The sequence below is a fragment of the Arcobacter cryaerophilus gv. crypticus genome (genome assembly GCF_002993025.1).
Taxonomy (GTDB): domain Bacteria; phylum Campylobacterota; class Campylobacteria; order Campylobacterales; family Arcobacteraceae; genus Aliarcobacter; species Aliarcobacter cryaerophilus_B.
Window position 1 is genome coordinate 127,251 of record NZ_NXGI01000005.1, and the last position, 23,943, is coordinate 151,193.

The following is a 23,943-nucleotide window of genomic DNA, read 5'->3' on the forward strand; positions in this document are numbered from 1 at the left end:
TAGCTTATAAATATATAAAATATTAAAATAGATGTTTACCTATTTTAATAACATATTTGATAAAATTGATACAAAATTAAAAAGGTAGAAAATGATTAGTCCTATACAAACTGGTAAAACTTATGGTGTTCTTCATAAAGAGAGTTATTTTTCATTTTTAGGTTTTGCAAAAAAAGTAGGAAGTGACGAAACACAAAAAATAGATGTTTTTTTAGATAACAAACTAATTGATACTATAGAAGCAAATAAGTTTATAGAAAAAATCGATGATATGTATGATGTTGAAAGTAAAGCTTTCAGATATCATCTACCGACAAAATATATATGTAAAAAATCTATTATATCTTTTAAAAATCATGACTCTGGTGAGGAGCTTCTAAACTCTCCATATACTTTGATTGATAAAACTCATGAAAAATTTAATGAAACTAAATTTTTACATAGTTTGAGTGAACCTTTAAGCGAAGAGTTAAAAAATATGTATAAACAAAATAGTGTGGGATTTTTGGCTACTAAGGAGAATTTGGAAGATGAAGAGTTTGTCGAATATGTAAATGAAATAATAAAAGATTTTCCAGAGTATGATTTTAAGGCTTTATATTTTGATAAGAATTCAATAAAAGAGATAAAAAATAAGTTTCAACATAGCAATTTAAATTTAATAGAACTAAAAAGTGCAAAAGATATTTTTGAAAACTTAGAAGTATATTTAAGTAATTATGAAAAAACATTTAAAGATAGATTTGAAATGCCTATTATGAATCTTTTAAGATATAAATCAAATGATATTCTACTATTAACTTTAGGGCTTAGTAGAGATAAAAATCTTACTTTACGAGAATTTGAAAATCAAAATAAAGCATATTTTAAAAAACTACTAAATAATCTTGAATATTTAGGTTTCAATAAAGATGATATAGATAAATATGGAAATAGTTTTAATGCAATAAGTTTTAAATCATATAGTGAAAAATATAATATAAATATAAATTTTAATTTAGATGAATCTACTAGAATAGCTTATATTTACTATCATTTAAAATTAGGTTATAAAAATCATATTTATTTTAAAGAAATTATAAATAGAGTAAAAAAATCCATAGAAGTACAAAAATGAATGAAAATAAAATACTACATGTGATGATTCTTGATAAGTTTTTAGCTCCATTTATAGATTTTGTAGATGAAAATTTTGGAAGAGAGAATCATCACTATGTATTTATCACGAGTGAAAAATATGAGTACGGATTAACTCCTGAACACAAAGTAGAATTTTTGCATACAGATGATGATATATTTATAACACTTTTAGACTATATGAAAATGGCAAAAAAAATTATACTTCATGGACTTTGGAGAGACAAAGTTGATATATTACTCTATTTCAATCAAGAATTACTTAAAAAATGCTACTGGGTTATGTGGGGTGGGGATTTTTATTTTCCTGAAAAACAAACTTGGTTTAGAAATCAAATTATTAAAAATATTCGTAATTTCATAACTTTAAATATATATGATTTTGAATATGTCAAAAACAAATACTTTACATTTGGTACTTTATGGAAATGCCCATTTTATCCAAAGAATCTTTTTAAAGAAATTTCTACGTTTAAGGTTAATCAAAAATTAAAAATTTTAGTTGGAAATTCTGCTACGATTACAAATAGACATGAAGAAATATTTAATTTACTTACTAATTTAGAAAATAAAGAATTTGAAATCTATTGTCCTTTATCTTATGGAGATAAAATTTATGCAAACAAAATCATACAATTGGGAAAACTTTTATTTAAAAATGATTTTCATCATATTGATAGATTATTAACTCCACAAGATTATTTAGATTTTTTAGAAACAATAGACTTAGCAATTTTTAATCATAATAGGCAACAAGGAGGAGGAAATATTATTTCACTTTTAGGCTTAGGAAAAACTGTTTATCTAAATCGGGAAAATAATATGTATGATTTATTCAAAAATATGAATTTAATATTTTATTCTATCGAAGATTTATCAAATGGAATATTGAAATTAATTGACCAAAATGCAAAATTTAATAATATTTCAATAGTTCAGGATAATTATTCTGAAAAAGAAAGTTCAAAACAATGGCAAAAAATATTTAATGATTAATGTAACAAAAACTTATCTACCAAATAAAGAAAAATATTTAAAATATATCGATGAGATATATGAAAATGGTTGGATTACAAACAATGGTCCACTAGTTCAAAAACTAGAAAAAAAATTAGCAAAATATCTTGGAGTTAAAAATATTGTATTAGTTGCAAATGGTACAGTTGCTTTGGAAATAGCGTATAGAACATTAGAATTAAAAGGTTTCGCTATAACTACTCCTTTTAGTTTTGTAGCTACTACAAGTTCACTTGTTACAAATCAACTTTTACCTATTTTTGCTGATATAAACCCAAATAGCTTAAATATTGATCCAAGAAAGATGGAAAAGCAAATTACTAAAAATACATCTGCTATAGTTGCTACTCATGTATTTGGAAATCCTTGTAATGTAGAGGATATAAAAAAGATTGCAAAAAAATACAACCTAAAAGTAGTTTATGATGCAGCTCACGCTTTTGATGTAAAATATAAAGATACCAGTGTATTAAACTATGGAGATATTTCAACTCTTAGTTTCCATGCTACAAAACTTTTTCACACTATTGAAGGTGGTGCTTTAATTATAAATGATGATGAGCTTGTAGAAAAAGCTAGATATCTTATTAACTTTGGTATAAAAAATCAAGAAGAAATACCTCACTTGGGAACAAATGCAAAGATGAATGAATTTGAAGCTGCGATGGGGCTTTGTGTTCTTGATGATATAGAAGAGATAAAAGAAAAACGAAAAGTTATTTTAGAAAAATATAGAAAAGAGTTAAAAGATTTAGTTCAATTTCAAGAGCAAAATGAAAATTCCACAGAGAATTATAGCTATTTTCCAGTAGTTTTCAAAACTGAAGAGCAACTTTTAAAAGTACAAAAAGCTTTAAGCAAAAAAGATATATTTCCTAGAAGATATTTTTATCCTTCACTTGATACACTTGATTATATAGAACCAAAACAAGAGTGCAAAATATCAAGAGATATAAGCAGAAGAATACTTTGTTTACCAATTTTTACTGAACTTAAAGAAAATATCCAAGATACTATTATTGAAATAATAAAGGATAATTTATAATGACATTAGCAATAATGCAACCATATCTTTTCCCATATATTGGCTATTGGCAACTTATAAATGCTGTTGATACTTTTGTATTATATGATGATGTAAATTATATAAATAAAGGATACATAAATAGAAACTATATTTTAGTTGATGGTAAGGCTCAACAGTTTACACTTGAGCTAATAAATGCAAGTCAAAATAAGCTTATAAATGAAATAGAAGTTGGAAACAATAGCAAAAAGCTTTTAAAAACAATAGAGATGGCATATAAAAAGGCACCTTATTTCTTTGATATATTTCCAATAATTGAAGCGATATTAAATAATAAAGAAAAAAATTTAGCTAAATTTATTGGTTACTCTTTGGAAGAGATATCAAATTATTTAAAAATTAATATAAAATTTATATACTCAAGCGACATAGGAAAAGAAAATAGCTTAAAAGCTCAAGATAAAATTATAGATATTTGTAAAAAGTTAGAAGCTAGAGTTTATATTAATTCAATAGGTGGACAAGAACTTTATAATAAAGAGAAGTTTAAAGAAGAAAATATAAAATTAAATTTTTTAAAAACACAATTTATTGAATATAAACAATTTAAAAATGATTTTATATCACATTTATCTGTAATAGATATCTTAATGTTTAATAGTGTGATTGAAATTAAGCAAATGCTATTCAGATATGAACTGATTTAATAAGGAAGGAATAAACAATGGCAAAAGTAATAATTTTTGGAATTGGACAGATAGCTGAGATAGCACACTTTTACTTGACAAATGACAGTGAACATGAAGTGGTAGCTTTTACGGTTGATAAAGAGTTTCTTGAAAAAGAAAAATTTCATGATTTACCAGTAATTGCATATGAAGAATTAATAGAAAAATATCCACCAAATGAATACAAAATGTTTATCCCTATAAGTTATAAAAAAGTAAATAAGTTAAGAGTTCAAAAATTTGCTGATGCAAAATCAAAAGGCTATACATGTGTAAGTTACATTAGCTCAAAAGCTACTTACTATAATACACCAGTAGGTGATAACTGTTTTATATTTGAAAATAATGTCATTCAACCTTTTACTAAAATAGGTGATAACTGTATCCTTTGGAGTGGAAACCATATAGGACATCATACAACTATAGAAGATCACTGTTTTTTAGCTTCACATGTAGTTGTATCTGGAAATGTAACTATTGGTGAAAGTTCCTTTCTTGGTGTAAATTGTACTATAGCTGATAATGTTATTATTGGTAAATCAAATGTCATTGGTTCAAGCGCTGTAATTTTTAATGATACTGATGATAATTCAGTATATTCTCCAATTGAAACAGAAAAATCAAGAGTTCCAAGTAATAGATTGAGAGGTTTTTGATGGAGTATACAAAAATAATAGAACATTATGAAGAGTGTTTTGATAAGTATGGAGACACACCACGAGGAGTGGATTGGACAAAAGAAGAGCAGGTTGAATTTAGATATCAAACAATGCTTGAGCTTGTTAACTTTCGTGAGAAATCATTTCAGGTTACTAAACAAGTTTCCCTTTTAGATTATGGTTGTGGACTTTCACATCTATATGAATTTATACAAAAGAATAATATAAATAATATTGAATATACTGGATTGGAAATATCAAATAAATTTTTTAATGAATCTAAGCAAAAATTTCCTAAAAATAATTATATTCTTGGGGATATCTTAAAAGATAACAATCTTTTACAAAATAAGTACGATTATATTGTTATGAATGGAGTATTTACAGAGAAACGAAATTTGTCATATGAAGATATGTTTGAATATTTTGAAAAAATGGTAGGATTAGTTTATAGTTACTGTAATAAAGGTATATCATTTAATGTGATGTCAAAACAAGTAGATTGGGAAATAGATACTCTTTTTCATGTTCCAATGGATGATATGGCTAATTTTCTGACTAAAAAAATTAGTAGAAACTTTATAATACGAAATGATTATGGACTATATGAATATACAGTTTATTTATATAAGTAGAACAATAATATGAAATGGATTAAAAAAGGTTTGATATATGAGCCGAACACAAGTTTTGAGTGGAATTCAAAAGGTTATGCTTCAGTACCAACTGTATATAAAATTTCCGAAGATGTATTAAGAATATATTTCACCGCAAGAGATATTGACAACAAAACTAATATTTCATATATTGAGGTAGAAGCAGAGAATCCTACAAATATTTTATATACACATGAAAAGTCAGTTCTAAGTTTTGGAAAAATTGGAATGTTTGATGATTGTGGTGCTATGGCTTCACATGTTATCAATGTGGGAAATGAAGTTTGGATGTATTATATAGGCTGGAATGTAAGAAATACAATTGCTTATCACAACTCAATAGGATTAGCTATAAGTAAAGATAGAGGAATGACTTTTGAAAAATTTTCAGAAGGTCCTCTCTTTGATAGGACATATAAAGAACCATATTTTAATGCGGCACCTTTTATATTAAAAGAAAATGGTATTTGGAAAATGTGGTATTTGTCAAATACAGACTGGGTTGAGTATGATGGAAAAAGTGAACCGTTTTATCATATCAAATATGCAGAATCAAATAATGGAATCGATTGGAAAAGAGAAGGTAAAATTGCTATTGACTATAAAGATGAAAATGAGTGTGGGATAGTTAGAGCTTGTGTTTTAAAGGATAATGATACTTATAAAATGTGGTATGCACATAGAAATCTTCAAAACTATAGAACAAATAAAAATAGTAGTTATCGTATAGGGTATGCTGAATCATCTGATGGGATGGATTGGACTAGAAAAGATGATGAAGTTGGAATTGATGTGAGTGAAAGTGGATGGGACAGTGAAATGATAGAGTATCCGTTTGTTTATGATCATAAAGGTAAAAGATATATGATTTACAATGGAAATACATTTGGTAAAACTGGCTTTGGTTATGCTGTATTGGAGGAAAATTAAAATGCAAAAATTTATACCGCTGGAAGAGCTTGTTGAGAAAGAGAAATTAGATTTTATAGAATCTGTAGAAAATATAGATAAATATATAACAAAAGTTAAAATTAGAGATGTTGAATGTTGTTATTTTACAAATTCGAAAAGAACTTTATGGCAAGCAGTTGGTATCGAATATATTGAGCCTGAAATGCTTGATTATATAGAAAGTTTGGAAGAAGATTCAGTTTTTTACGATATTGGTGCTAGCAATGGAATATTTTCAGTGTATGCTATGCAAAAATCTCTAAAGGTATTTTCATTTGAACCAGAAATACAAAATTTTTCACTTTTAGGAGCTAATTCTTATTTGAATAAAAATTCTAAACATCAACATAAATTATTTAATATTGCAATAAGTGATAAAAATAGTATAGGGAATATGTTTATCGCGAAGTTTGAGGGGGGAGGACATATGAAAATTTTAGACAAAGCTAAAAAAGTTGGAGAAAAAGAAAATTTCATACCAGACTTTACTCAAAATGTTTTGACATACAATCTTGATAGTTTCATTGAAAAATATTCATTACCTGCTCCTGAACATATAAAAATCGATGTTGATGGTGCGGAAATGGCGGTAATAAAGGGCGCAATTAATACATTAAAAAATAAAACTTTAAAATCAATATTTATTGAATTAGAAGATAATAATAAATATACTATTGAGATTATAAATATAATTAAAAAATCTGGATTTATCGAATCTAAGAAAGTACAAGTTCAAAATTATGAAGGACTTAATAATTATATTTTTACTAGGAACTTGTATGAATGAGATAATAAAAAATTATTTCGAAAATGGGTTTTATGTAACAAAATCTTTAGTTCCTAAAGAAGTTATTGATGAAACTATAGTAAGTATTAAAAAGCACTTTGATAATCAATTGATATATTTAAATCAAGAGATACCAAATGATATTTATGATTCCATGAAGCTACTTCATAAAGTAGATATTGAAAGGTATAAAAAGACTGCTGGTTCTCTTTGGCGAAAAATGAGCTTATATAATCTTTTACATCATGAAAATATTCAAAACTTTGTAAAAGAAAATTTTGGATGGAATGATATAGTGATACCAGGGGGGCAAGTCGTGCATATACAAGCAGATAGCCTTAAAATACCTAATGGTTACTTTGGCTTAGTAGCTCACCAAGATTTCCCATCTGTTCAAGGTAGCTTAGATGGATTTGTAGTTTGGATTCCACTCGTTGATATAGATGTGAATAGATATCCTCTTGAAGTTATTCCGGGAAGTCATAAAAATGGAGTATTGCCATCTATTGAAAATAATAGTTCAAGCTGGGAAATAAAACCAGAGTGCTATAATGAAGCTGATTTTATACCTGCTGTTTGTGAAGTGGGTGATGTGATATTTATGTCCAACTTTACAGTGCATAGAAGTTCTCAAAAAGGTGATGATAGATTAAGATTGGCATGTAGTACAAGATATGACAATGCAGATGAAGAAACTTTTGCAGATAGATGTTATCCGAGTGCTTATATTAGAACTGTACAAAGAATTTTAATATGAAACCAAGTAAATTTCATCATAATAGAAAACTATATAATTGGGTAGGATATAATATTACAGATAAATGGCTTTTAGAGTACTCAAAACATTATAAAGGAATATTGATTGATTTAGGTTGTGGCACTGCTCCATACAAAGACTTCTTTTTACAATATGCAGATAAATATGTTGGTGTTAATTGGACAAAAACTTTACATAATTCAAAAGCAGATATTATTTCTGATTTAAATAAAAAGATAGAAATAGAAAATGACTTTGCAGATACGATAATTTCAATTTCTGTAATGGAACATCTCTGTGAACCTCAAATATTTTTAAATGAAAGTTATAGAATATTAAAAGATAATGGAACTATAATTTTACAAGTTCCATTTATGTGGTGGGTTCATGAGGCTCCTTATGATTATTTTAGATATACTCCTTATGGATTAAAATATATGTTTGAAAAAGCAGGCTATAAAGATATTCATATACAGCCAACTTCAGGGTTTTTTACTATGTGGTTTTTAAAAATGAATTATTTCAGTCTAAAATGGATAAAAGGTTCAAAAATTCGTAGAAGTTTTACAAGAGGATTGTTAATTCCATTTTGGTATCTTTCACAAAAATTAACTCCATGGCTTGATAGTAAACATAGAGGTTGGTCACTTGAAAGTGCTGGTTTTTTTGTAGTAGCAAAAAAATGAAAATATCAATAGCAGGAACAGGTTATGTAGGCTTATCAAATGGATTACTCTTAGCTCAACATAATGATGTAATAGCTCTTGATATAGTTCCACAAAAAGTAGAAATGCTGAATAATAAAATATCTCCTATAGATGATATTGAGATAGAAGAGTATTTAAAAAAAGATAACATAAATTTTAAAGCTACTTTAGATAAAAATGAAGCTTATAAAGATGCTGATTTTATAATAATAGCAACTCCTACTGATTATGATGCTCAAACTAACTATTTCAACACAAAAAGTGTTGAAGCTGTTATAAAAGATGTACTAGAGATAAATCCAAATGCAACTATGGTTATTAAATCAACTGTTCCAGTTGGATATACAAAAAGCTTAAAAGAGAAATTTAATACCAATAATATAATCTTCTCTCCAGAGTTTTTAAGAGAAGGAAAAGCTCTATATGATAATTTATATCCAAGTAGAATAATTGTAGGTGAGAAATCTGCTAGAGCTGAACTGTTTGCTTCACTACTAGCTCAAGGTGCTATTAAAAAAGATATTCCAATTTTATTTACAGATTCAACTGAAGCAGAAGCTATTAAACTATTTTCAAATACTTACCTTGCTATGAGGGTTGCATATTTTAATGAACTTGACTCTTATGCTCAAATACACAATCTTGATACTAAACAGATAATTGATGGTGTAGGATTAGATCCACGAATTGGAACTCATTATAATAATCCAAGCTTTGGATATGGTGGATATTGTTTACCAAAAGATACAAAACAACTTTTAGCAAACTATAGTGAAGTACCAAGTAATTTAATAGAAGCTATAGTAAAATCTAACTCTACAAGAAAAGATTTTATAGCAGATTCAATAATCTCTAGAAATCCCAAAGTTGTAGGTATCTATAGACTTGTAATGAAAACAGGCTCAGATAACTTTAGAAGCTCTGCAATACAAGGTATAATGAAAAGAATAAAAGCAAAAGGTATTGAAGTAGTAATATATGAACCAGTACTAAATGAAGATACTTTTTTTAACTCAAAAGTAATAAAAGATTTAGATGAGTTTAAAAAAGTATCAGATGTAATAGTAGCAAATAGATTAAGTGAAAAACTCAAAAATGTAGAAGAAAAAGTTTATACTAGAGATATTTTTGGGAATGATGATTAAGGAGCAAAGTTTGAATAATTTATTTATCAGTGTTATTATTCCAATGTATAATAGGTCAAAAACTATTATAGAGTGTTTAGATTCAGTCTGTGCACAAACTTTTAAAAATATTGAAATCATAGTTGTAGATGATTTTTCAACTGATAATTCTATAGATTTAGTATCTTCTTATCGAGATAACCGAGTAAAACTTATAAGACTAGAAAAAAATAGTGGTGCACAAGTAGCACGAAATAGAGGAATTATTGAAGCAAAAGGAGAATGGATAGCTTTTAATGATTCAGATGATTTATGGGAAAAAGATAAACTAGAAATACAAACTAAAGAGCTAGAAAAAATTAATTTTAATAAAGATACTGTTATACATTCAAATTGCTTTTGTTTGGACAAAAATAATAGTAATTTTTGGGAATGGAAATTACCTATTATAGAAAGAGATTCTTATACATCATTACTAGAGAAATCATCTCCTATGTTTCAAGCATTACTCACATCAAAAAAAGCTCTACTAGAAATTGGATTATTAGATGAAAATGTACCTTCTTATCAAGAGTGGGATACTTCTATAAGACTTGCTAAAAAATGTAAATTTATACATATTGAAAAACCTCTATTTACATATATTTTTCATGATGGTGAAACCATCTCAAAAAATCATAAAAGAGATATTGAAGGGTATTTATATATTATAAATAAATTTAAAAAAGAGTTACAAGAATATAATTTTTATGAAAAACATATCAATCAATTATCAAAAAGGGCTAATTCATTTTCACTATTTCAAGAAGCAGAAGAAATTTTAAAAATGATATAATACAAGCTTTTAAGGAGAAATTATGACAAATGATGAAAAAGTACTATTTGGTAAAATTTTAGTCAATCAAATACTAAGCAAAAATATATCTTCTTTAAAAGATGTTGAATTTAAAATATTTTCACAATTTGGAGATGATGGGATAATCCAATGGCTCATCAATAATATAGAAATAGATAATGAATTTTTTGTTGAATTTGGAGTAGAAAATTATAAAGAAGCAAATACAAAATTTCTGATGTTTAATAATAACTGGAGTGGTTTTGTTATGGATGGTTCGAATAACAATATAAAAAATCTTAAAAAACAAGATTATTTTTGGAAATATAACTTAATTGCAAAAGATGTATTTATAACAAAAGATAACATAAATAATTTATTGTTAGAACAAAATATAAATCCTAATATTGGATTGCTTCATATAGATTTAGATGGCAATGATTACTATATTTTTGATGAAATTAATTGTATAAATCCAAACATACTTATTTTAGAATACAATAGTTTATTTGGTATTGATAGAGAGATTTCAGTACCTTATAGAGAAGATTTTAATAGAACAAAAGCCCATTATAGTAATCTATTTTTTGGAGCTTCTCTTAAATCTTTGCACTCTTTAGCATATAAAAAAGGCTTTATCTTTATAGGTTGCAATCAAGCTGGAAATAATGCCTATTTTATAAGAAAAGATAAAATAAATTCAAAAATCAAAGAAGTATCATTAGAAGATGGCTATGTTATCTCAAAATTTAGAGAATCAAGAGATATAAATGGTAGTTTGAATTTCCTTGATAAATTACAAGCTTACGAAGAGATTAAAGGGCTTGATGTATATAATACTAATACAAAAAGAATAGAAAAGTTTTAAAATGATACAAAATATAACACACAACGAAAAGCTTTTATCAATAATAATAAAAGCAAACTATCAAAAAGATGATATAGAGTTTTTTACTCCAGATGACTTTTCTCAACAATTAGGATATATGAATAGACCAAAGGGCTATATTATACCACCTCATGTACATAATCCTGTAACAAGAGAAGTTCAATATACAAAAGAGGTTTTATATATTAAAAATGGCAAGGTAAGAGTTGATTTTTATGATGAAGAGCAAAATTACCTACAAAGTACTATATTAAATGGTGGTGATGTGATACTACTTGCATATGGTGGGCATGGATTTGAAATGATAGAAAATAGTGAGATTATAGAAATAAAGCAAGGTCCTTATGCTGGAGAATTAGATAAAACTAGATTTGAACCAATAAGTAAAGAAGAAGTGAGATTAAACTAGATGAATTTTATTCCTGTAAATGAACCACTATTAAATGGAAATGAAAAAAAATATCTAAACGAATGTATAGATACAGGTTGGATAAGTAGCGAAGGTCCATTTATAAAAAGATTTGAAAAAGGTATGGCAAACTATGTTGGACGGAAATATGGTGTTGCTTGTGCAAATGGAAGTGCAGCTTTAGATATTGCTGTAAGAGCTTTAGATTTGCAAAAAGGAGATGAAGTTATAGCTCCATCTTTTACTATTATATCAAGTATTCAATCTTTGGTTACAAATGGTTTAAAACCTATTTTACTTGATTGTGATTTTTCAACTTTTAATATAAATCCAAATGAAATAGAAACAAAAATTACACCAAAAACAAAAGCTATTATGGTTGTTCATCTGTATGGATTAACTGTTGATATGGATATAGTACTAAATATTGCAAAAAAATATAATCTAAAAATCATAGAAGATTCAGCTCAAATGCATGGGCAAGAGTACAAAGGTAAAAAGTGTGGTAGTTTTGGAGTTGTAAGTATTTTCAGTTTTTATCCAAATAAACAAATAACTACGGGAGAGGGTGGAATGGTACTTATGGATGATGAAAATATCTATGAAAAATCAAAAGCTTTAAGAAATCTATGTTTCTCATCAGATCCAAATAAAAGATTTATTCATGAAGAGATAGGTTGGAACTATCGTATGACAAATCTACAAGCAGCTTTAGGAGTTGCACAACTTGAACAAATAGATAAAATTGTAGAGAAAAAAAGATATATAGGAAAACTCTATACTAAATTATTAAAAGATACAAAAGGTATAAATCTTCCAATAGCACAAACACAATATTGTGAAAATATATATTGGGTATATGGAGTTACTTTAAAAGATAGTATAAAAAAGTCTGCAAAAGAGATTATGGAAGAGTTAGGTAAAAAAGGGATTGGAACTAGACCATTTTTTTATCCTATTCATAAACAACCAGTATTTAATAATATGGGGTTATTTATAGATAACTACTTACCAAATAGTGAAAAATTATATGAAAGAGGTTTTTATATACCTAGTGGCTTAGCTCTTACTAAAGAACAGATAGAAGAAGTATCAAAGAGCTTGAAAGAGGTTTTACAATGAACCAATTTGGAGATTTATATTCACAATATTATGATTTACTTTATAGTGATAAAGATTATATTAGTGAAGTTAAGTATGTAGATAGTTTGATAAAAGCTAATGGTAAAAATACAAAAACTTTACTTGATATGGGGTGTGGAACAGGAAAACATGCTGAACTATTTTGTGATATGGGATATGAAGTTCATGGGATAGATTTAAGTAAAGGTATGCTTAAAATTGCAGAAAGCAGAAGAAAGAATAAAGGAGATAGCTTAAGTTTTAGCCAATCAAATATTCAAAATCTATCTTTAAATAAAAAATTTGATGTAGTTATTTCTTTATTCCATGTTATGAGTTATCAAAACTCAAATAGTGAATTAATAAAAGCATTTGAAGTAGCTAAAAATCATTTAAATAATGATGGTATTTTTGTATTTGATTTTTGGTATGGACCAGCTGTGCTTACAGATTTACCAACAACAAGAGTAAAAAGACTTGAAAATGAAAATATAAAAGTCACACGAATAGCTGAACCAGTAATTTATGCTAAAAAAAATATTGTAGATGTTAATTATGATATATTTATAGAAGATAAAGTATCAAACAAAATAATAGAAAAAAAAGAACTGCATAAAATGAGATATTTTTTTGATACAGAGTTAGAAATGATTTGTGAAAAAGTAGGATTTAAAATTTTAAATAAATTTGAATGGCTCAGTAAAAAAAAGCCAAATTTTAGTAGTTGGAATGTGGTATGGATAATAAAAAATTAAATATAGGTATTTTTTTGGGCTCTTCAAAAAAAGTTGGTGGAGGTTTTCAATACGAGTTAAGAGTTTCCCAAATTTTAAAAGGACTCTTAAATAAATATAATTTTAATTTTTTTACACTAAACCAAATTATTTTAAATGACTTTATACAAAATGATATAGAAATAAAATTAATATCTACGAAAAATTTAGAGGCTAATTTAATTAATAATTATAAAATAGACTTAGTATATTTTTTATATCCAGCTAATATTGATTTTATAAATTTACACTATATTGTAACTATTTGGGATTTATGTCATAGAGATTTTAATGAATTTCCAGAAGTAAGAAACAACCATGAATTTGAGAATAGAGAAATTTTTTATAGTGGTTTAGGATTAAAAAAAGCAGTAGCTATTATTTCAGATTCGAAACATGGTAAAAAAAATATAGTTAAAAGATATAATATAGATAAAAATAGAATTCATATTTTAAAATTTTTACCAAGATTAGATACAAAAAATACCTATTTAGATATAAATAAAAAATACAATCTTGATAAACCTTACATATACTATCCTGCACAATTTTGGGCTCATAAAAATCATATTTATATTTTAAAATCTTTAAAAATATTAAAAGAATCATTTAATATAGAAATTTTTGCTTTATTTAGTGGTACAGATTATGGAAATTTATCATATATTTTAGACCAAGCTAAATTGATGGGGATTGATAAGCAAATAAAATATTTAGGATTTGTAGATGATATAGAAATTCCAAATTTATATAAACAATCTTTAGCATTAGTAATGCCTACATATTTTGGACCTACAAATATACCACCACTTGAAGCTTTTAAATATGAAACTCCTGTTTGCTATTCTGACTTAAAAGGTCTTAGAAATCAAGTTAAAAATGCTGCTTTCTTATTGGACTTAAAAAATCCAAATTCATTGGTAAATGCTTTGTTATCGATTTTAAATAAGCATAATAAGGTTGAAAAGAAAATAAGAGCTGGGAAAAAAATATTAAGAAAATGGACTCTTAATGACTTTAAAAATTCCTTAGAAAAGATTTTTGACAATTTTAATAATATAAGAAAATGTTGGTCTAATACTGAAACTCCAAAAACTAAAACTTTTAGTGATATTCCAAAAGATTTTGTCTCAATAATAAGTAATATTATCAAGTTTCAAAACTCGGATAATAAATACGTTGTCTATGGCAACGGAACTATTGGAAAAACTATTCGAGCTTTAATTCCTGATAAAATCGTAGGATATGTAGATATAGCAGATAAAAATAATCCTCCTAAGAATTTAGAAAATATGCAATATGATAAAATTATTATCAGTGTTTTAGGTAGAGAAGAAGAGATTATCAAATATTTAGTAGAAGATTTAAAAATAGCTAGAGATAAAATTATTACTTTAGAATTATAAAATAAGATACTATTTAGCTTTCTTTGTTTACAATTAAAGTATAAACATATAAGGAGTTTTAAAATGATTGCAAGTGCAAAAGATTTAAGATTTAATATAAACTTACTTTTTGATGTAGTAAGCAAAGGCGAAGATGTTACTATTACATATCGTGGTAAACCAAAAGCAAAATTAATCTCAAGTGATAAAGTACACCAAAAAAAAGATGATTCTATTTTTGGTATGCTAAAAGATGATAAAACAGATGTAAATAACACGATAAGAGATTTGAGAAAAGGTAGAAGCTTTGATATATGACTACCTTATAGATACTGATGTTTTGATTTGGTACTTAAGAGGAAATGAAAATTCTTACAATCTTATCCATAGTTTAGATAGGTTTTGTATATCTTCAGTTACTTATATGGAACTTGTTCAAGGTATGAGAAATAAAGATGAATTAAGGGCTTTACAAAAAACTTTAAAACAGTGGGGAGTTAAAACTATTTATATAGATGAAGAGATTTCTTCAAGGGCATTGTTTTATATGGAAGAGTATTTTTTAAGTCATAGTATGCAACTTGCTGATAGTTTAATAGCTTCAACAGCTATAACATATGGAATGAAATTAATAACTGCAAATGATAAACACTATAAAATACTTAAAGATATAGATTTACAAATTTTCAGACCTTAAAATATAAATTTGGAATAATAAATGACAAACATAATATTATGCGGTGGAAGTGGAACAAGACTTTGGCCAATAAGTCGTACACTTATGCCAAAACAGTTTGTAAAACTATTTAACAATAAATCACTTTTTCAACTAACAGTTGAAAGAAACTCTAATCTGTGTAACTCTCAGCTTGTAGTTTCAAATGCTGAACAATATTTCTTAGCTTTAGATCAACTTGAAGAATTATATAAAAAAAACAATAAATATCTTTTAGAACCAATAGGAAGAAATACAGCACCAGCAATTGCACTTGCTTGTATGCAACTTGATTATGATGAAATAGTTCTTGTAACTCCAAGTGACCATTTAATAAAAAATGAAATAGAGTACGAAAAAGTAATACATAAAGCAAAAGAGCTTGCAAATGAAAATAAACTTGTAACATTTGGGATAACTCCAGCATTTGCTGAAACTGGATTTGGATATATTGAAACTGTAAATGAGTTTGATGTAAAAGCTTTTCATGAAAAACCAAACTTTGAAATAGCAAGTTCATATTTAAAAGCTGGAAACTATTATTGGAACTCTGGAATGTTTTGTTTTAAAGCAGGAGTATTCCTTGATGAACTTAAAAACTATTCACCTGAGATATATGAAAAATCAAAAATAGCTTTTGAAAATGCAATTGGAACTGAGACTTTAGTCTCAGCAAAAGGTGAGGTTAAAACCTCACTTCCGAATCTAATTAGAATAAAACATGAAGATATGGCAAACATTCCTGAAGATAGTATAGATTATGCTGTTATGGAAAAATCAAATATTGTAAAAGTAATTCCTTCAAATATCTCTTGGAGTGATGTAGGAAGCTTTGATTCACTTTATGAAGAACTTCCTAAAGATGAAAACAACAATACTATAAATGAAAATCATATAGCAATTGATTCAAAAAATAATTTAGTATATGGAAGTGAGCGAAAAATAGCAACTGTAGATATAGAAGATTTAATTATAATAGATTCTGGTGATGCACTATTAATTTCTAAAAAAGGTTCTAGCCAAAAAGTTAAAAAAGTAGTTGAAAAACTAAAAGAATCAAACTCACAACTTCATAATATTCACTTAACAGGTTATAGACCATGGGGAACTTATACAGTACTTGAAGAATCAAATGGATATAAGATAAAAAGAATAGAGGTAAATCCATGGAAAAGGTTATCTTTACAAACTCATAAATATAGAAATGAGCATTGGGTTGTTGTAAGTGGTATTGCAACTGTTGAAGTGAACAATAATACATTTTTATTAAATGAAAATGAAAGTACTTATATAAAAGCTGGACAAATTCATCGTTTGAGTAATAATAGTGATGCTCCTTTAGTTATAATAGAGGTTCAAGTAGGAATTTATACAGGTGAAGATGATATTACAAGATTTGAAGATGATTTTAAAAGAGAAAAAATACATGAAAAACAATAGAAAAGTAGCACTAATCACAGGAATAACAGGACAAGATGGAAGTTATCTTGCTGAATTTTTACTAAAAAAAGGTTATATAGTTCATGGTATTAAAAGAAGAAGTTCTTTATTTAATACAGATAGAATAGACCACTTATACGAAGATCCTCATGTAGAAAATAGAAATTTAATCTTACACTATGGTGATATGACAGATTCTATGAACTTAACTAGAATTATTCAAGAGACTCAACCAGATGAGATATATAACCTTGCTGCTATGAGTCATGTTCATGTATCTTTTGAAACACCTGAATATGTTGCAAATGCAGATGGAACTGGAACTCTTAGAATCCTTGAAGCTGTAAAACTTTTAGGACTTACTAATAAAACAAAAATATATCAAGCAAGTACAAGTGAACTATATGGAAAAGTTCAAGAGACTCCTCAAAGTGAAACAACTCCATTTTATCCAAGAAGCCCTTATGCAGTTGCTAAAATGTATGCATATTGGATAACTGTAAATTATAGAGAAGCTTATGGAATGTTTGCTTGTAATGGTATTTTATTTAACCATGAATCGCCAGTTAGAGGTGAAACATTTGTAACTAGAAAAATTACAAGAGCAGCAAGTAAAATTGCTCTTGGACTTCAAGATAAACTATATCTTGGAAACCTTGATGCAAAAAGAGACTGGGGTCATGCAAAAGATTATGTAAGAATGATGTGGATGATTTTACAAGCAGACGAACCTGAGGATTGGGTAATTGCAACTGGGCAAACAACAACTGTAAGAGACTTCGTAAAATTCTCATTTGCATATGCTGGAATAAATCTAAGATTTGAAGGTATTGGAGTAAATGAAGTAGGTATTATTGACTCTCTTGATTTAAATAAAACAAAAGAGTCAAATATAGATATCTCTCACTTAAAACTAAATCAAGCTGTTGTAGCAGTAGATCCTAGATACTTTAGACCAACAGAAGTTGATCTTCTTTTAGGAAATCCTTCTAAAGCTGAGAAAAAGCTAGGATGGAATAGAGAATACAATCTTCAAGACCTTGTAAATGATATGATGAAGTCAGATTTAAAACTTATGACAAAAGATGTTTACCTAAAAGATGGTGGATATAAAACTATGAGTTACTATGAATAAAAATAGTAAGATATATGTAGCAGGGCATAGAGGGCTTGTTGGAAGCGCAATAGTAAAAAACTTAGAATCAAAAGGTTATACAAATATAATCACAAGAACTCATAAAGAACTTGATTTAATAAATCAAAAATCTGTAGAAGAGTTCTTTGAAAATGAAAAACCTGAGTATGTAATACTTGCTGCTGCAAAAGTTGGTGGAATAGTTGCTAATAATACATATAGAGCAGATTTTATTTATGAAAATTTACAAGTTCAAAACAATGTAATTCATCAAGCATATGTTCATAAAGTTAAAAAATTACTATTTTTAGGAAGTACTTGTATCTACCCAAAAAATGCTCCTCAACCTATGAGTGAAGATTCTTTACTAACAAGTCCACTAGAATATACTAATGAACCATACGCAATAGCAAAAATAGCAGGGATAAAAATGTGTGAAAGCTACAATATCCAATATGGTACAAACTTCATATCTGTGATGCCCACAAATCTATATGGACCAAATGATAACTTTGATTTAGAAACATCTCATGTATTACCTGCTTTAATGAGAAAAATTCATGAAGCTAAAATAAATAATCTTGATAGCATAGAAGTTTGGGGGAGTGGTAAACCAAGAAGAGAATTTCTATATAGTGAAGATATGGCTGATGCTTGTATCCATGTTATGAAAAATATTGATTTCAAAGATATTATAAAAATTTCAAATTCTGAAAAAAATAAAAAAATAAAAAATACACATATAAATATTGGAACAGGAATAGATATATCAGTCAAAGAGTTAGCTTTTCTTATTAAACAAATAATTGGTTTTGAAGGTACACTTTATTTTAATGAAGATAAACCTGATGGAACAATGCTAAAAAGAACAGATGTCACAAAGCTTCATAGTTTGGGATGGAAACATAAAATAGAACTTGAAGAGGGAATTAAATTAATGTATGAATGGTATAAAAATGCAACAAAATAAGTGTCCAAAAGTAACCGTTGTTACAGTGACTTACAATGCTGAAAAATATCTTGAACAAACCATTAAAAGTGTAATAGAGCAAGATTATCCTAATATTGAGTATATTATTATAGATGGAGCAAGTACTGATGGTACAATAGATATTATCAAACAATATGAAGAGCATATTGATTATTGGATCAGTGAACCTGATAGAGGAATTTATGATGCTATGAATAAAGGTATAGATGTAGCAACAGCGGAGTGGATAAATTTTATGAATGCAGGAGATAGTTTTGCTTCAAATAATATACTAAAAGATATATTTAATAAAAAAACATTTGAAAAAGATTTTGACGTTTTATATGGTGGAGTCAAAATAGTTGATGAAAATTACAACTACAAAGAATATATTTCTGCAAAACCAATGAGTGAAATCTGGAAAGGCTCTTATTGTAACCACCAATCATTATTTGTAAAAACTTCTATTATGAAAAAAAATAAGTTTAATCTTGATTATAAATTAGCTGCAGAAAAAGAATTATTTATCAAATTATATGTAAATAAATACTCTTATAAGATCTTTGATTTTCCTATATCTAACTTTATTATATCTGATAATTCCTTTAGTACAAAACACAAAATAATTGACTCTATTGAAATGTTATACATACTTACCAAGTACATTAATTCTGAAGAGAAAATATTAAATCATAATCACTATAAAAGGTTGGTTTCATATACGCCAAAATTTTCTGCTTCATATAATAACAATCTATCAATTGACTTAAATATTCTTTATGACTTTGCAAAAGAAATTTCAAAAAAATATAATAAAATTGCTATATACGGAAATAGTAAGTTATTTAAAATGATAAAACATATTTTCGTAAATAATGAGATAAAAATTTATGATAAATTTAATCATAATGAAAGTATTAATGCTTTAAATAATATTAATAAGTTTAATTTTGAGGTGGTCTTTATTACCGTACTAGGCAGAGAAGAAGAAATTATCAAAGACCTTATAGATACCTATAAAGTAGAAAAAAGTAAAATTATTAGTATATTGTCAACTAATCAATAATACTTGAAACATATTGCACAGCAGAATTTGTTTTGTTTACAATTGAAAATCCACAACTAATGCATGGTTCTTTCTTTTTTAGATTAAAATTATATAAGCTATTTCTCCATTTTATAGCTGTATCTGAAAAGTAAATCTCAAAAATAGAATTCTTCATTGATGTAAGTTTTCCAAAAGTCATCGCTTTATGTTCTTTATTATCTGAACGAATATTACAACAAGGAACAACCCTGCTATTATAATCTATATAAACATCTGTAAAAACTACAGTACAGGGAGACGTTCGATTAACTTCTTTGTTTGTAACTTCTATTCCTGAACGATTAACTCCATTTTTTTTAAAATCTCTGGCATACATTCTTATACTCATATTTCTATATGTACACTGATATTCAATCCAATCATCTCTTATAAAATCTAATTTAATGTCAACATCACTAATTCTTTTTATTATTCTCTGAGCTTTTGTATCTATTGTAAAAAAATCAAATTCCTCATTTTCATTTGAATATATTTGTATAAAAAGACTTCTTAGTCCACTTGAATATGCTTTATGTAAAGTTTCATTATTTAAGAAATCTGAATTTGTATTGGCGTGTAATATTGCGTTGGGTAAATAAGAACTTACAAGCTTTAATCTATCATAGAAAACTTCATTCCCAAAAGGTTCTGAGTATCTTGTAAAAGCTATTTTTTTATCATAATTAATTGAAGCAAGATCTTTTAAAAGTTGCTCAAGTATTTCTAAGTCCATATATTTAATCACACTTCTTCTGTCAATAAAACTATTAGGACAAAACCAACACGTTCGATTACAGTAGGAATGAGGTTCTATCTCAATCATAGAAACTAATTCTTTAAACAATTTTTTCTTTTCTTCTATAGTATAATTATTTTTTAAATACTCTTTTGTTATTTGAAATAAAGACGGTAAATCTTCTTTGACAATATAAACTTCTCCTCTTATTCTATATTTATTTATATCTGCTAAAATATATTCAACATGATTACCAAGTATTACTAGTATGGCATCTTCTAGTAATAGAAAATCTTCAAATGAAATAATAGGAATAGATTTATAGAGTGTCCCGATGAGCTTGATATCTTTATCTATAATATAGTCTACTTTAAACTCTTTTTTTTCTATTAGCATTTTAACTTTTCTTGATAATCCCCAAACCACACTATTCTTCTTTTTGTTATAAAAAAAATAAGTTTTGATCTTATCAAGGTTTTTTAACTTGTAGTTTTCTTGTATTATTTTCATTTTATCCTTTCTGTCAAATTATTGTCATAATATTCCTTATTTAAATAAGTAACCACAAATGACGTTATTTTATTTTTAATATCTCTTTTATTAGTAAGATTAATACATTTTTCATGAATGAAATAGTGTAAAAATAATTTGATTTTATCTCTTTTATCATCATCGAGAAAATACCAAGGATTTTTCTCGATTTCATTCAGATTTGTTATATGTTTAGTTACACTCATATAATCCGATTTACCAAAAGTAACCACAGGTTTAAGATGCAATAGTGCTTCAAAACCAACTCCAGAATTAATAACATAAACTGTAGTACATTTTGAAATAGCATCATGAATAGAGCCATTAAAAAGTTTTATTTTCTTTTCTTTTTCATATTTTATTAAAAGTTTTTCCAAAATAGTATTATTGCAAAGAGGATGTCTTTTTACAAGTAACTGTATATTTTTTTTATTTAGTATTGTAACTATATCTTTAAATAATTTCAAAGGTTCAAAATTACTTTGTAGCATAACAGTATCATTAAACAATTGCAAAGGAAAAAATATAAACTCTTTTGGAAAATCAAACTCTATATTTGTTTGTTTATACTTACTTATATTTTTTTTGATATATTTTTTTTCTAATTTCTTAAAATAATTATTAAAAGTAAATTTACTAATTTTATCGTTATAAATAACTTCAGGATTTAGAGCTAAAGAACTCCAGCCACTATATCCTTTATCATCAAAAGTTATAGTTTTATATAAATAGCCAATTTTCCATCTAAAAATTTGTGGATTACTATCTCCTACAGTATGGGCACTAAAAATTAAAGTATCTTTAGGTGGATTTATATCGATTGCTACAATATTTTGAAACACATCTTCTGCTGTTCTATCCATTGGCCAATCCAAATATTTATATGGTTTTATATGACACTCTATAAGGTTTTCCTTACAAAACTCTATAATAGTATCACAAAACTCTTTTTGTGTTTCAAAGGTTACATAATCTATCTTAATAATTAAATCTTTTTTTATAAAATTTTTAGAATACTCATAGTCTATTATATAATTTCTGAAATTAGTAGTTTTTATTTGGGAAACGATACTTGAAATATGGTTTCCTAATATAAAAATAAGTAAATCTTTTTTTTCTAATGATTGTTTAAAAGAGATAATTTGTATATCTAAATAAGTTTTACCTTGAAGTTCTACATTATTATCAATAATACAAAAAAAACTTTCACAAAGATTTGGATATTTTGTAAAAAACCTTTTTGTAGCATCAGATAATCCCCAAATAGCAATAATTCCTTTATAGTTAATGATTTTTTCTAAAACTCTGCTATGGCTTAAAAACATTATACTCCCAAAACTTTTTTATAATACAGCTATAACCTACAATGTTTTATAATATCTAAATAAATCTTAATAATTTTACTAGGTTGTAGTATGATAGCAATACACGCAAAAGGAAATAGCCAGCTAGGTATTGGAAATCTTTCGAGGTCTTATGAGTTAATAACACATTTATCTATTACAAAAAATGTAATTGGTATTTTTGAGTGTGATGAAAATATTTTTAAAAGATATGATAAAAAAAATATTTTTAGAATAAATAGTTTGGAAGAGTCTTTATCTATAATTAAAAAAAATAGCTGTTCAATTTATATAAGCGATTTAGTAAATCCAAATAAAGATTTAAGTGATAAATTGAAGAATTTGGGTGTGAAATATATTTTACATTTTAATGATATAAATTTTGGTTTTGAACCTGATATTTTATTTATAACCGATAGTTTTGATTATGAATTTTTTGATAATAGATTTAAAATTTATCGAGGATTTGAATATTATATAGTTGGGAATGAGATATTAAAAAATAGAAAAAAAGATTTTAAAAGAAAAGAGTCTATAAAAAATATTTTAATTTGTTTTGGTGGTGCTGATCCCGCATTATTTACTGAATATTTTGTAAATAGAATAGAAGATTCTAAATACTACTATACTGTTATCTTAGGTCCTGCAATGCCTCAAGATAGAAAAGATTATATTTTGAGCATAAAAAAAGAAAATATAGAATACATAGATAGCCCAAAAAATATGATTGAATTACTATTAAATAGTGATTTATTAATAACTCTTGGAGGAATGACTACATATGAAGCAATGTGCTTAGGAGTTCCAGCAAGTGCTGTGAGATGGAACTATTTAGAATATATTGTAAAAAGTTTTGGAGAAAAAAATATGATTACAGATTTAGGAAATATAGATGAGGCTTATCACAACCTATTAAATTTAGATATAGATAAAGTAAATAGTATTTGTAAAAATGCTTATGATATAATTGATGGAAGTGCTTTAGAAAATATTAAAAAAGTAATTGATTTACTAGAAAGATAG

The 23,943-nt window shown here is 26.3% G+C and carries 26 protein-coding genes; 24 read left to right on the forward strand and 2 right to left on the reverse strand.

All coding sequences use genetic code 11. The annotated features are described in order from the left end of the window. Positions 1-91 precede the first annotated feature (91 nt). The 23 genes from CJ670_RS03980 to CJ670_RS04090 all read left to right on the forward strand — a co-directional run bounded on the left by CJ670_RS03980 (position 92) and on the right by CJ670_RS04090 (position 20,289). Positions 92-1,117, forward strand: coding sequence for a hypothetical protein (locus CJ670_RS03980; protein WP_105938929.1), 1,026 nt, complete (start codon positions 92-94; stop codon positions 1,115-1,117). Further along, positions 1,114-2,133, forward strand: a complete 1,020-nt coding sequence (locus tag CJ670_RS03985) for a TDP-N-acetylfucosamine:lipid II N-acetylfucosaminyltransferase family protein (protein ID WP_105938930.1) — start codon at positions 1,114-1,116, stop codon at positions 2,131-2,133. Before CJ670_RS03980 ends, CJ670_RS03985 begins: the two co-directional genes overlap by 4 nt. Further along, positions 2,126-3,199 (forward strand): DegT/DnrJ/EryC1/StrS family aminotransferase, encoded by a 1,074-nt coding sequence (locus CJ670_RS03990; RefSeq protein WP_105938931.1) that lies wholly within the window; start codon positions 2,126-2,128, stop codon positions 3,197-3,199. Before CJ670_RS03985 ends, CJ670_RS03990 begins: the two co-directional genes overlap by 8 nt. Then, positions 3,199-3,888 carry a WbqC family protein gene (locus tag CJ670_RS03995; protein ID WP_105938932.1) on the forward strand — a complete coding sequence of 230 codons (690 nt, stop codon included), beginning with the start codon at positions 3,199-3,201 and terminating at the stop codon, positions 3,886-3,888. Before CJ670_RS03990 ends, CJ670_RS03995 begins: the two co-directional genes overlap by 1 nt. Before the next feature lie 17 nt (positions 3,889-3,905). Continuing rightward, the gene (locus CJ670_RS04000) at positions 3,906-4,565 is read left to right on the forward strand and encodes an acetyltransferase (RefSeq protein ID WP_105938933.1); all 660 of its coding nucleotides are present in this window, start codon (positions 3,906-3,908) and stop codon (positions 4,563-4,565) included. Next, positions 4,565-5,203, forward strand: a complete 639-nt coding sequence (locus tag CJ670_RS04005; RefSeq protein ID WP_105938934.1) for a class I SAM-dependent methyltransferase — start codon at positions 4,565-4,567, stop codon at positions 5,201-5,203. Before CJ670_RS04000 ends, CJ670_RS04005 begins: the two co-directional genes overlap by 1 nt. Positions 5,204-5,233: 30 nt before the next feature. Further along, a complete protein-coding gene (locus tag CJ670_RS04010) occupies positions 5,234-6,154 on the forward strand; it encodes a glycoside hydrolase family protein (protein WP_207763607.1) in 921 nt (306 codons plus the stop codon). 1 nt (position 6,155) lies between these two features. Further along, positions 6,156-6,962 carry an FkbM family methyltransferase gene (locus CJ670_RS04015; protein WP_165785175.1) on the forward strand — a complete coding sequence of 269 codons (807 nt, stop codon included), beginning with the start codon at positions 6,156-6,158 and terminating at the stop codon, positions 6,960-6,962. Next, a complete protein-coding gene (locus CJ670_RS04020) occupies positions 6,955-7,719 on the forward strand; it encodes a phytanoyl-CoA dioxygenase family protein (RefSeq protein WP_105938937.1) in 765 nt (254 codons plus the stop codon). The genes CJ670_RS04015 and CJ670_RS04020 overlap by 8 nt, the downstream gene beginning before the upstream one ends. Further along, positions 7,716-8,405 carry a methyltransferase domain-containing protein gene (locus CJ670_RS04025; protein ID WP_105938938.1) on the forward strand — a complete coding sequence of 230 codons (690 nt, stop codon included), beginning with the start codon at positions 7,716-7,718 and terminating at the stop codon, positions 8,403-8,405. The genes CJ670_RS04020 and CJ670_RS04025 overlap by 4 nt, the downstream gene beginning before the upstream one ends. Then, the gene (locus tag CJ670_RS04030; RefSeq protein WP_105938939.1) at positions 8,402-9,571 is read left to right on the forward strand and encodes a nucleotide sugar dehydrogenase; all 1,170 of its coding nucleotides are present in this window, start codon (positions 8,402-8,404) and stop codon (positions 9,569-9,571) included. The genes CJ670_RS04025 and CJ670_RS04030 overlap by 4 nt, the downstream gene beginning before the upstream one ends. 10 nt (positions 9,572-9,581) lie before the next feature. Further along, positions 9,582-10,385, forward strand: a complete 804-nt coding sequence (locus CJ670_RS04035; protein WP_165785176.1) for a glycosyltransferase family 2 protein — start codon at positions 9,582-9,584, stop codon at positions 10,383-10,385. Positions 10,386-10,407: 22 nt separating this feature from the next. Continuing rightward, positions 10,408-11,253: a hypothetical protein gene (locus tag CJ670_RS04040; RefSeq protein ID WP_105938941.1), complete on the forward strand. Its 846-nt coding sequence runs from the start codon at positions 10,408-10,410 to the stop codon at positions 11,251-11,253. A gap of 1 nt (position 11,254) precedes the next feature. Then, positions 11,255-11,683 (forward strand): cupin domain-containing protein, encoded by a 429-nt coding sequence (locus CJ670_RS10985; protein WP_105938942.1) that lies wholly within the window; start codon positions 11,255-11,257, stop codon positions 11,681-11,683. Continuing rightward, positions 11,684-12,805 (forward strand): DegT/DnrJ/EryC1/StrS family aminotransferase, encoded by a 1,122-nt coding sequence (locus CJ670_RS04050; RefSeq protein WP_105938943.1) that lies wholly within the window; start codon positions 11,684-11,686, stop codon positions 12,803-12,805. It begins immediately after the preceding gene. Beyond that, entirely contained in the window at positions 12,802-13,560 is a 759-nt protein-coding gene (locus tag CJ670_RS04055; RefSeq protein ID WP_105938944.1) for a class I SAM-dependent DNA methyltransferase, read from the forward strand. Before CJ670_RS04050 ends, CJ670_RS04055 begins: the two co-directional genes overlap by 4 nt. Beyond that, on the forward strand, positions 13,542-14,984 hold the full coding sequence (locus CJ670_RS04060) for a glycosyltransferase (RefSeq protein ID WP_105938945.1): 1,443 nt from the start codon (positions 13,542-13,544) through the stop codon (positions 14,982-14,984). Before CJ670_RS04055 ends, CJ670_RS04060 begins: the two co-directional genes overlap by 19 nt. Positions 14,985-15,047: 63 nt before the next feature. Continuing rightward, entirely contained in the window at positions 15,048-15,281 is a 234-nt protein-coding gene (locus CJ670_RS04065) for a type II toxin-antitoxin system Phd/YefM family antitoxin (RefSeq protein ID WP_105938946.1), read from the forward strand. Continuing rightward, complete coding sequence (locus tag CJ670_RS04070) at positions 15,271-15,660, forward strand: type II toxin-antitoxin system VapC family toxin (protein ID WP_105938947.1); 390 nt, start codon at positions 15,271-15,273, stop codon at positions 15,658-15,660. Before CJ670_RS04065 ends, CJ670_RS04070 begins: the two co-directional genes overlap by 11 nt. Before the next feature lie 21 nt (positions 15,661-15,681). Beyond that, positions 15,682-17,118: a mannose-1-phosphate guanylyltransferase/mannose-6-phosphate isomerase gene (locus CJ670_RS04075; RefSeq protein WP_105938948.1), complete on the forward strand. Its 1,437-nt coding sequence runs from the start codon at positions 15,682-15,684 to the stop codon at positions 17,116-17,118. Beyond that, positions 17,060-18,253 carry a GDP-mannose 4,6-dehydratase gene (gene gmd, locus CJ670_RS04080; protein WP_425352270.1) on the forward strand — a complete coding sequence of 398 codons (1,194 nt, stop codon included), beginning with the start codon at positions 17,060-17,062 and terminating at the stop codon, positions 18,251-18,253. The genes CJ670_RS04075 and gmd overlap by 59 nt, the downstream gene beginning before the upstream one ends. After that, positions 18,246-19,223, forward strand: a complete 978-nt coding sequence (locus tag CJ670_RS04085; RefSeq protein ID WP_105938949.1) for a GDP-L-fucose synthase family protein — start codon at positions 18,246-18,248, stop codon at positions 19,221-19,223. Before gmd ends, CJ670_RS04085 begins: the two co-directional genes overlap by 8 nt. Further along, complete coding sequence (locus CJ670_RS04090) at positions 19,195-20,289, forward strand: glycosyltransferase family 2 protein (protein WP_207763608.1); 1,095 nt, start codon at positions 19,195-19,197, stop codon at positions 20,287-20,289. The genes CJ670_RS04085 and CJ670_RS04090 overlap by 29 nt, the downstream gene beginning before the upstream one ends. Here CJ670_RS04090 and CJ670_RS04095 read toward each other — a convergent pair. Beyond that, positions 20,279-21,556 (reverse strand): radical SAM/SPASM domain-containing protein, encoded by a 1,278-nt coding sequence (locus CJ670_RS04095; protein WP_105938950.1) that lies wholly within the window; start codon positions 21,554-21,556, stop codon positions 20,279-20,281. The two genes, CJ670_RS04090 and CJ670_RS04095, sit on opposite strands and share 11 nt — an antisense overlap. Then, positions 21,553-22,902 carry a capsular polysaccharide export protein, LipB/KpsS family gene (locus CJ670_RS04100; protein ID WP_105938951.1) on the reverse strand — a complete coding sequence of 450 codons (1,350 nt, stop codon included), beginning with the start codon at positions 22,900-22,902 and terminating at the stop codon, positions 21,553-21,555. Before CJ670_RS04100 ends, CJ670_RS04095 begins: the two co-directional genes overlap by 4 nt. Positions 22,903-22,992: 90 nt before the next feature. Between CJ670_RS04100 and CJ670_RS04105 the strand changes: the two genes are divergently transcribed. Beyond that, complete coding sequence (locus CJ670_RS04105) at positions 22,993-23,943, forward strand: hypothetical protein (RefSeq protein ID WP_105938952.1); 951 nt, start codon at positions 22,993-22,995, stop codon at positions 23,941-23,943.

Excerpts from the sequence above, each read along its gene's own strand:
- CJ670_RS03980 (WP_105938929.1), top strand. The coding sequence starts at position 92 with ATGATTAGTCCTATACAAACTGGTAAAACTTATGGTGTTCTTCATAAA.
- CJ670_RS03985 (WP_105938930.1), top strand. The coding sequence starts at position 1,114 with ATGAATGAAAATAAAATACTACATGTGATGATTCTTGATAAGTTTTTA.
- CJ670_RS03990 (WP_105938931.1), top strand. The coding sequence starts at position 2,126 with ATGATTAATGTAACAAAAACTTATCTACCAAATAAAGAAAAATATTTA.
- CJ670_RS03995 (WP_105938932.1), top strand. The coding sequence starts at position 3,199 with ATGACATTAGCAATAATGCAACCATATCTTTTCCCATATATTGGCTAT.
- CJ670_RS04000 (WP_105938933.1), top strand. The coding sequence starts at position 3,906 with ATGGCAAAAGTAATAATTTTTGGAATTGGACAGATAGCTGAGATAGCA.
- CJ670_RS04005 (WP_105938934.1), top strand. The coding sequence starts at position 4,565 with ATGGAGTATACAAAAATAATAGAACATTATGAAGAGTGTTTTGATAAG.
- CJ670_RS04015 (WP_165785175.1), top strand. The coding sequence starts at position 6,156 with ATGCAAAAATTTATACCGCTGGAAGAGCTTGTTGAGAAAGAGAAATTA.
- CJ670_RS04020 (WP_105938937.1), top strand. The coding sequence starts at position 6,955 with ATGAATGAGATAATAAAAAATTATTTCGAAAATGGGTTTTATGTAACA.
- CJ670_RS04025 (WP_105938938.1), top strand. The coding sequence starts at position 7,716 with ATGAAACCAAGTAAATTTCATCATAATAGAAAACTATATAATTGGGTA.
- CJ670_RS04030 (WP_105938939.1), top strand. The coding sequence starts at position 8,402 with ATGAAAATATCAATAGCAGGAACAGGTTATGTAGGCTTATCAAATGGA.
- CJ670_RS04040 (WP_105938941.1), top strand. The coding sequence starts at position 10,408 with ATGACAAATGATGAAAAAGTACTATTTGGTAAAATTTTAGTCAATCAA.
- CJ670_RS10985 (WP_105938942.1), top strand. The coding sequence starts at position 11,255 with ATGATACAAAATATAACACACAACGAAAAGCTTTTATCAATAATAATA.
- CJ670_RS04050 (WP_105938943.1), top strand. The coding sequence starts at position 11,684 with ATGAATTTTATTCCTGTAAATGAACCACTATTAAATGGAAATGAAAAA.
- CJ670_RS04055 (WP_105938944.1), top strand. The coding sequence starts at position 12,802 with ATGAACCAATTTGGAGATTTATATTCACAATATTATGATTTACTTTAT.
- CJ670_RS04060 (WP_105938945.1), top strand. The coding sequence starts at position 13,542 with ATGGATAATAAAAAATTAAATATAGGTATTTTTTTGGGCTCTTCAAAA.
- CJ670_RS04065 (WP_105938946.1), top strand. The coding sequence starts at position 15,048 with ATGATTGCAAGTGCAAAAGATTTAAGATTTAATATAAACTTACTTTTT.
- CJ670_RS04075 (WP_105938948.1), top strand. The coding sequence starts at position 15,682 with ATGACAAACATAATATTATGCGGTGGAAGTGGAACAAGACTTTGGCCA.
- gmd (WP_425352270.1), top strand. The coding sequence starts at position 17,060 with ATGATATTACAAGATTTGAAGATGATTTTAAAAGAGAAAAAATACATG.
- CJ670_RS04085 (WP_105938949.1), top strand. The coding sequence starts at position 18,246 with ATGAATAAAAATAGTAAGATATATGTAGCAGGGCATAGAGGGCTTGTT.
- CJ670_RS04090 (WP_207763608.1), top strand. The coding sequence starts at position 19,195 with ATGAATGGTATAAAAATGCAACAAAATAAGTGTCCAAAAGTAACCGTT.
- CJ670_RS04095 (WP_105938950.1), bottom strand. The coding sequence starts at position 21,556 with ATGAAAATAATACAAGAAAACTACAAGTTAAAAAACCTTGATAAGATC.
- CJ670_RS04100 (WP_105938951.1), bottom strand. The coding sequence starts at position 22,902 with ATGTTTTTAAGCCATAGCAGAGTTTTAGAAAAAATCATTAACTATAAA.
- CJ670_RS04105 (WP_105938952.1), top strand. The coding sequence starts at position 22,993 with ATGATAGCAATACACGCAAAAGGAAATAGCCAGCTAGGTATTGGAAAT.